Genomic DNA, 8039 nt, shown 5'->3' with positions numbered 1-8039 from the left:
CCCTGCGGCTGCGCCAGCCCCTGCGGCTGCGCCGGCGCTGCCGGTGCCGACGCTGCCGGGAACGCCGGCAGCGGAGCCGCCGATGGAAGCGCCCGCCGATGCGCCGGCCGCGCCGAGCGATGTGCCGGCCGCGCCGCGCGATGCGCCGGCCGATCCGTTCGCGCCCGCGAATCCGTAGTCAGAGCGTTGCGCCGCGAGTTGGAATCGGCAACCGGCCACTAGGCTGAGTGGCGGCGATTGATCTTGTCGCGCAGCTTGGCGGCCAGTTCGTACTGCTCGCTTTGCACCGCCTCGGTGAGTTGCTCGGTGAGCGTTTGCCCCACCTGATACTGCTCGCGCAGCGACTCGCGCAGTTCGACCAGTCGGCCAACCATTTCGTCGTCGTCAAAGCCATTGGGCTCTTCGCCGGCGTCGTAGAACTCGCGAACCCGCGCGAGTCCCTGATTGACCTCTTCGATCGCCGCTTCCGGGCCGACATCCTCCAGTTCGGCGAGCGCCGCCGCCTGCGTGCGATGAAACAAAATGAACGGGCGATATTGCTCGTGCGACTGCACCCATTCTTCGCTTGCCACATGGTCGCGAGCAAAATCCATGAACGCCAGGTTGTGATCGGCGTCTTCGACCGCGCGGCGAAACATGCGCAGCGCGAGCCAGCAGATACGGCGGTGATAGAACTGAATGAACTCGCGGTCGGCCTCCGCGCACTGCTCTTCCGTCATCTGGAAGTCGCTGTCGTGAATCGCGAGGCCGACCAGGTAATCGAAGTAGGTCTCGGCGCCGCCGGGGCGCGAGCCATCGGGGCGGTTCTCAACCTCGAGCTGCAAGACTCCTAGCTCGACGCGCATTTGCAGCACCTCGCGGCCGTCGCTGGTTTCGACGAGGCGCACGCTGATCTCGGAGGGGTCATAGTCCCACTTCCGCAGCACGTGGTCGATGTCTTGTCGCTTTGGCTGTCGCGCCATCGCCGGCGGTTCCTCTCGTAAGCGCGTGCGCCGCTCCGCGGGCGCCGCTCGACAATTATACACCCAACGTGCCCACGGCGAGCGGCAGGCCAAGATGCGAACGGCGTGCCGGCGCGCAAGCTCAATGCCGCTGGTCAATTGAAACGCCGCGCCGCCGGCGCCAGCGGCGCGATCGACCCTGGCGGGCGGCGATAAATCGGGTAACCTAACAGCCCGCCGGTTGACAATGGCGGGGCGCTGATTGCGTCCTTTTCTTCACAAGCTCCCACGATGGGATCGGCTGCATGAGTTCTGGCGCCGCGAGAGTCGACGCCGAGGCGCGCCGCCTCGCCGCATGGCAACGCATTACCCTTGCCACGCTGCTAATTGGCTACACGGGGTATTACGTTTGCCGCTCGAATCTGTCGGTCGGCGGCAGTTCGATCGGGGCCGAGTTCGGGCTCGACAAGGCCGCCCTGGGCAACATCAGCGCCTGGGGATTGGTCTTTTACTCGTTCGGCAAGATCTTCGCGGGCATGGCGTGCGACTTTGTCGGAGGCCGGCGCGTGTTTCTGTTCGGCATGGCGGCATCGACGGCATGCACGGTGCTGTTCGCGCTGGGGCCGAGCTTGCTGCCGGCCGTGCCAGTGGCGACCTTGTTCGTGCTGCTTTGGTCATTGAACCGGCTGGTGCAGTCCCCCGGCTGGGGCGCCTTGGTCAAGGTCTCGGCACGTTGGTTTCCGCTGCAGAGCCACGGCAAGGTGATGGGCATTTTGTGCCTGAGCTATTTGTTTGGCGACGTGGTGGCGCGCGCCTTCTTGGGAGGCTTGCTGCAGGCTGGTTTTGGCTGGCGCGGCATGTTCTACGTCGCCGCTGGCACGTTGGCAATGATTAGCGCGGCGAGTTTTGTGCTGCTGCGCGCCAGTCCACGATCGATCGGGGCCGAAGAGCCGGCCGAGAGTCCTGAGAACCTGTTTGCCGCCAGCCAAGCCGAGGATCATCCGGGGGGCGTGGTCGCGCTGCTATTGCCGTTCTTCACGAGCCCCGCGTTCTGGATGATCTGCGCGATGTCGATCGGGCTGACGTTGATTCGCGAGTCGATGCTGTTCTGGCTGCCAACCTACCTGGAAGAGGTGACCGGCATGCGACCCGGCGATGCGGGATCTTGGAGCGCGATCTTTCCGCTGTTTGGCGGAGTCAGCGCGCTGGTGGCCGGACACTTGACCGATCGGTGGGTGGGGAGCCGAGGGCGGGTGATGTTTCCGGCGTTGGCGCTGTTGGTCGTGCCGCTGGCGCTGTTGGCCTATGTGCCGCAGCAAAGCACACCATGGATGCCGCTGACTTGCTTCAGCGCCACGGCGTTTCTGTTATTGGGACCGTATACCTTTCTCACTGGCGTTTTGGCGCTGGACTTTGGCGGCAAGCGCGGCAGTTCGACCGCCGCCGGATTGGTGGACGGCGCTGGCTACTTTGGCGCCGTGGTGTCGACGCGGTACGCCGGATCGGTGGCGGAGAGTTACGGCTGGGACGCGGTGTTTCAGGGGGCAGCGATCATTGCGGCGCTTACCAGTTTGGCGGCGCTGGCCTATTGGATGCTCGACGCGGCGCAGCGGCGGCGAAGAGCGCGCCGGCCGCCTGTCGCCACGACGCCGGCGATGGCCGAGACTGCCGCGCCGGTCGGCTAATGGTCGCGCGGCGGCTAATATTTGATGAGGCTGAAGCTGTCGTAAGGCGCGATTCGCTTGGCGCCACCGAGCGCGAGTAGCTCAATGACAAACGCGCAGCCCACCACTGTGGCGCCGCACTGCTCGGTCAATCGACAACAGGCGGCCATGGTGCCGCCGGTGGCCAGCAAATCATCGACCAGCAGCACACGCTCGCCGGCATGAATGCCGTCGCTGTGAATTTCGAGCGTGTCGGCGCCGTATTCCAATTCATATTGGAAGGTGTGTGTGTTGAACGGCAGCTTGCCCGGCTTGCGCACGGGGACGAACCCGGCGTTCAGCTCCAGCGCCAGTGGGGCGGCGAAGATGAAGCCTCGCGCCTCGGCGGCGGCCACCGAATCGACGCGCTGGTCGCGGTAATGATCGGCCAGCCGCGCGATGACCTCGCGAAACGCCTCTGGCGCCTTCAGCAGCGGCGTGATGTCGCGAAACAGGATGCCCGGCTTGGGAAAATCGGGCACGTCGCGCACAAAGGTCGTCAGGTCGAGTTGTGTCGCGCGCTGCATGGCGTATGGCTCACTAAGGGATGTGACATTGGGCTTCGCGAGGCTGAATGATAGCGCGCGGCGGCGGAATCGCAACACGCAAGGGGGAGACTTTCGGCCTAGCGCGTCTTGGCGCCAGTGGCCGCATGCGCCACGCGCGGCTCGGCCAACGCGATGGCCAACCAGCCGTCGTTCAACTCGATTTGCGTCACGCGAATCGATTGCAACTCTTTGTTTTCTTGAAACCGCTTGGGCAGCAAGCTGAACCGCTTTTCGCGGGGGAAGGTTTTGGAAAAGATGCCGCGCAGCGCAATCTGACCACGCAAGGTGATGCGATTGCCGATCAGTTGCACCACGCCGTCGCGCACCAGATCGCCGGTGGGGCTGGTCTCGTCGGGGCGGTAATACACCCGCACGGTGAAGTCTCGATAGGTGTCTCCCTCGGCGCGGAGTTCGTCGAGATGCAAATTGATTTCCACGCCGCCGTCGCGGACGCGCACCAGAAACGAATCGTTGGGCGCGAAGGTCAGGAAGACGTCGTTGCGCAAGTTGTCTGGCGCTTGCTCGAGCGGACGATTGAGGCGCTCGGTGATCCAGCCGAACAGCTCCGCCTGGCTGAAGGTGCGGCCATTCAGATCGAGTTGATTGAACACGTTGTTGAGCACCGACTCGTGAATCTGAATGCTGGCCAAGGCGTCGCTCGGCGCGCGAGGCCGTGGGGTATTGGCGGCCAATTGGTGATCGCCCGCCAGTCGCAGCCGCAGCGTTAGCCGTTCGGCCGTGGTTTGCATCTCGGCGACGGTTGGCTCCAGCCGCAGACGCTCCAGCGGAATCAGCACCCGCTCGCGTAGTTGCTGGTTGGACTCGGCGATGCGCTGGTCGACCTGCAGCTCCATTTCGCGCACTGCCTTGGAGATGATCTTGCGGCGCAGCTCTTGCTCGGCTTCGCGGCGGCGCTCGTTGTATTGCTGGCGAATGAAGCCCTCGACCATCGAGCCCAGAATCGGCACGCCCGTGAGCGGGGTTTCGACGCCGCGCAAGTGCGTGCGCGTCTGCGCGTCGGCCTCGGTCCAGTCGGATTGCAAGCCGGCCATGGTGAACTCGAACGGTTTTTCGATCTGGTAGGTGCTGTTCATGCCGGCCCAGACCGTGGCGCCCGCCGGTTTGGCCGAGGTGCGCGCGTGCACCAGCCCGCTGGCTTGCAAGCGAAACCGCAATCGCCCGGGGTCGGGTACAAGTTGCACGGCCAACTTCGTGGTGGTGTGCGTGTGGCCGCGGGTGGCGAGCCCCAAGATCTCCTCGCGCACAAACTCGTCGCGCGAGGGTTGGCCCGGCATCATGCGGGTCAGCAGTGTGTCGGTGATGACGATCCGCACGTTGGCGCCACGATAGGCCGAGTCGATGTCGCGCGCCAGCCGCTGCGCGGCCGGCAGCTTGGCGCGGCGCAACTGGTGCCAACTGGCGGTCACCAATTCGCCGGTGCTGGCCTTGCCGGCGACTTCGTAGGCTTCCAGCTCGCGCATCAGCTCATCGACGTCGACCGTTTCCGCGGCCCAGTACTTGAGTTCGCTGCGGAGCGACAGCAAGGGGTGCGCCGTCATAAAGCGGCGCTGCTTGGACGACAGGCCACGGGTCGAGAGTCGCTCCAACGCATCGCGAGCGATCTGCCGCCGCCGATCGGCGGCGGCCTGGCGATGTTCCGCCAGTTCGTGCAGGCCATCGAGCAACAGGAATTTGCGCCAGCCATCGCCATTGGGCGAGGCGTGGGTCAGCGCGTCGACGCGCGACAGGCAGGCCAGCAAACGCTCTGGCTCGGGCGGCTCGGTCAGCGCCAACGCGTCTTGGGCCTGCGGCAGCGCGGCGACTTGCTCCCAGATCAGACAGCGGCGCTGCACGGCATAGCCGACGCGCCGCAGTCGTTCGGCGGTTGCCGCGTCATCCATGCGCAGGGCCAGCTTTTCCACTGTGTTGCAGGCGGAGCGCAAGCGGCTGATGACTGGCTGCGCTTGCGGGGTGCGGGGGCCGCCGAGGGATTCGAGCTCGTCCAACCCGTGCAGCACGTCGGCGGCCCAGTCTTGAGCGAAGGCCGCTTCGTGGATCGCCGTCAGGTCGTCGCGCAGTTCGGCTGGCGCCTTCCAAGCGGTGGTTTCTTCGGCGGCAGGCGTCTCGGCCACGGGGGCCGCTTCAAAATCTTCGGGGCGATCTTGGGGCGCGGCGGCTTGTTCCCCCGGCCGCAGCGCCACGCGCACGGCGTCTAGCTCGTTGTCAGGTAGCACGGGTCCGCTGGCGATCGGCGCGCTGGCCGGTGGATCGGCCAAGGTCGGCTGCGGCCCCTCGTCGGCCACCAAATCACCGGCGTTGGGGTCGAGCGACCAATTGTCCTCTAGCTGCGGCAATTGCTCGGAGAGGTTCGTTGCGGCAGCGGGCGAAGGAGGATCGGTAAAGAACTGCGTCGGCTCGGCGCTGGCCGCTGGCGATTGGACCAGGGGCGCCAACGATTCGACGCTGGCCGCAGTCGCCTCATCATCGGAGGCGGGCGGCTGTGCGGTGGGCGGCTCGCTACTCTGAGGACTCTCGGGCTCGATGGTCCAGGCGGCCTGGTTGGCCCAGTTGGAGCCCGCCGGCTCCGGAGTTTCGCTCGACTCGTGAACGATCTCGTTGGTGGCGTAATAGGCGTCGTATTCGCCTGTGGCGGGACCGGCCAGCGGTAGGTTGTCGCTGGATACAAGCGCGCTAGCGGCATACGGCTCTTGCTGCGCAGGCGTCGGTTCCACTACCTGCGTCATGGCGTAGTCGTCGCTGGCCTCGGGCACTTCGCGCTCGGGGGCCGGACGCGCGGGCAGCGGCTCTTCATGGCGGCGCGCGATCCGTTCCCAGCCGCGCGGCGCCATCAGGCTCAAAACGAACAGGCCGGCGAGCAGAATCAGAAATGGCCAGGTCGGCCGCGACTCACGATGTTTCATCAGCAACGTTCTCCGCCTCGGCCGCAAGTCTGGTAGTAGCGACAAGCTGTTGCCAGCGCGAAGCAATTACCCCCGCGACGACACGCGCCCTTCGGAAAGTATCGGTTTGCCAGGCGCGCGCGCATGACCGGCGCACGGCCGCCAAATACTGGAACGGAGCGCGCGGCGCGCCGCTAGCAGCGGTGTGCCAGCACAAGCCGGGCGATTGAGGCAAAGACTACTGGCGCGGCGGCGGCATGCGCTCGATCAGCACGGTGTCTTCGTGCTCGTAGGCGGGCGCGCAGCAGCAGAGAAAGGTCAGCGTGTCGCTCGACGTGTTGGTGATTTGATGCGCGAGGTTGGGCGGGATAGCGATGGCGTCGCCGGGTCCGACGTCGCGCAGTTCGTCGGCCAGTTGCATGCGCCCGCTGCCCACCAGGATGTAATAGATTTCTTCCGCGCGCGGATGGTAGTGCGGCGTGGTGCTCTGCCCCGGCCGCAGCCGCGCCTCGGCCAGGCTCTGATTGCGGATGGTCGAGTTGCGATGCGCGAGCAGTTCACGAATTTCCGAGCCGTCGGCGGTGGTAAAGGCCGGCACGCGGTCGATGTTGTGGACGTCCATGTAGATGCCTCTTCTCGAACTGAGAGCCTGTGTGGTTAGTGCGCGATCCGCACTCCGATTACCAGAAACAACAAGCCGCAGAGGACGGCGCCAAGCAGGGCGGCATAGATGGCGCCGCGCCAGATTGTCCTTACGAGCGAGCCGATACTACCGTAGACCGAAAATAATAGTCCGATCATTGCGACATAGGGCGCGGCCGAGCGGAATAACCCGGCTGACATAGAAAAGAATATGGCAAAATACCATCTCAAGGCGGATGAGGCGCTGACGACTTTGTACCCGCCTTGCTATTACTGCAAGCATTTGCAGACCGTGGGCCAACAGGGGGAACCGTTCAACAATTGGACCTGCAAGGCGTTTCCAACAGAAATCCCCTATATGATTCTGGCTCGGGAGCAGGAGCACAATCAGCCGTGGCCGCCGCAGGTACAAACCGGCGACTATGTCTTTGAGAGTTGGGTTTACGACCGCTGTGATGGCGTGATGCGGGTAGTGGATTTTTGGGGGGAGTGGCGTTATCTCACCAAGGCCGAAACCAAGGCTGTAAAGCCACAAGACAAGGAGCCTGGTTCTCGTTAATCGCACTGGCAGGGACGGGCGGGGACAAGTTGCGGAAGCCTAGAATCGCAATCAAGTTGGATGCTACAGCAGCCGGCAACGCCGAAAAGCAGGCGCCAGAAACGCTAAAGAACGCCGTGGCCGCCAGCAGTTGGCGAATCGTCAGACGTCGCGCGTCGTTCATGGCGGCGGAATCGTAAACAATCGCAATTCAATCGATCTCTGGCTCGCGCTTGCGAAACACGCCCACCATTGCCGGTGGATAACTGCGCACGTCCCACGCGTCGGCTTGTGGCAAGAGCGACATGTCGAACTGCTTGTCGGACTCGACGACCAGCGCGCTCCCCGCGGGGGCGCGATCTTGCAGACGCGTGACCAGATCGAGCATCTCGCCCAGCCGATCGACATAGAGCGCGTAGGGGGGCGAGCAGAAGACGAGCCAGGGGATTTCGGTCAGTCCGCGCGGCTGGCGCGACCAGGCAAAGGCGTCGCCCACCACGACCTGCGCGCGATCTTCGACACCGAGAAGGCGGGCGTTCTCGCGAATGATGGCGGCGGTGGGATGATGGCGCTCGATCAGCACGGCACGCTCGGCGCCACGGCTCATGGCCTCCAGTCCCAAGGCGCCGGTGCCGGCGAAGAGGTCGATCGCCTGGCGCCCCTTGACGTCGCTCTGGACTAAGTTGAACACCGCCTCGCGGACGCGATCTTTCATTGGCCGGGTGCGCTCGTCGCCGCTGTATTTGAGTTTGCGGCCGCGAAACAGC

Annotated in this window: 7 protein-coding genes; 2 read left to right on the top strand and 5 right to left on the bottom strand. The window is 64.8% G+C overall.

Going from position 1 to position 8039, the window contains the following annotated elements; genetic code table 11:
• Nucleotides 1-218 precede the first annotated feature (218 nt).
• Nucleotides 219-962 (bottom strand): UvrB/UvrC motif-containing protein, encoded by a 744-nt coding sequence (locus tag K1X71_20645; GenBank protein MBX7075558.1) that lies wholly within the window; start codon nucleotides 960-962, stop codon nucleotides 219-221.
• Nucleotides 963-1246: 284 nt separating this feature from the next.
• Between K1X71_20645 and K1X71_20640 the strand changes: the two genes are divergently transcribed.
• On the top strand, nucleotides 1247-2626 hold the full coding sequence (locus K1X71_20640; protein MBX7075557.1) for an MFS transporter: 1380 nt from the start codon (nucleotides 1247-1249) through the stop codon (nucleotides 2624-2626).
• Nucleotides 2627-2640: 14 nt separating this feature from the next.
• Here K1X71_20640 and K1X71_20635 read toward each other — a convergent pair whose 3' ends face one another.
• The 3 genes from K1X71_20635 to K1X71_20625 form a co-directional block, all read right to left on the bottom strand.
• Nucleotides 2641-3171 (bottom strand): adenine phosphoribosyltransferase, encoded by a 531-nt coding sequence (locus K1X71_20635; protein MBX7075556.1) that lies wholly within the window; start codon nucleotides 3169-3171, stop codon nucleotides 2641-2643.
• Between the two features lie 98 nt (nucleotides 3172-3269).
• Nucleotides 3270-6113, bottom strand: a complete 2844-nt coding sequence (locus K1X71_20630) for a hypothetical protein (protein MBX7075555.1) — start codon at nucleotides 6111-6113, stop codon at nucleotides 3270-3272.
• Nucleotides 6114-6330: 217 nt separating this feature from the next.
• A complete protein-coding gene (locus K1X71_20625) occupies nucleotides 6331-6714 on the bottom strand; it encodes a cupin domain-containing protein (GenBank protein MBX7075554.1) in 384 nt (127 codons plus the stop codon).
• Nucleotides 6715-6945: 231 nt separating this feature from the next.
• Between K1X71_20625 and K1X71_20620 the strand changes: the two genes are divergently transcribed.
• On the top strand, nucleotides 6946-7293 hold the full coding sequence (locus K1X71_20620; GenBank protein ID MBX7075553.1) for a hypothetical protein: 348 nt from the start codon (nucleotides 6946-6948) through the stop codon (nucleotides 7291-7293).
• Nucleotides 7294-7483: 190 nt separating this feature from the next.
• On the opposite strand, the gene K1X71_20615 is transcribed toward K1X71_20620, so the two are convergent.
• A partial coding sequence (locus tag K1X71_20615) for an RsmD family RNA methyltransferase (protein MBX7075552.1) occupies nucleotides 7484-8039 on the bottom strand: 556 nt, incomplete at its 5' end.

The sequence above is a fragment of the Pirellulales bacterium genome, assembly GCA_019694455.1.
Classification (GTDB): domain Bacteria; phylum Planctomycetota; class Planctomycetia; order Pirellulales; family JAEUIK01; genus JAIBBY01.
Note: the sequence above shows the minus strand (reverse complement) of the source record. Positions and strands in the feature narration are given on the sequence as shown.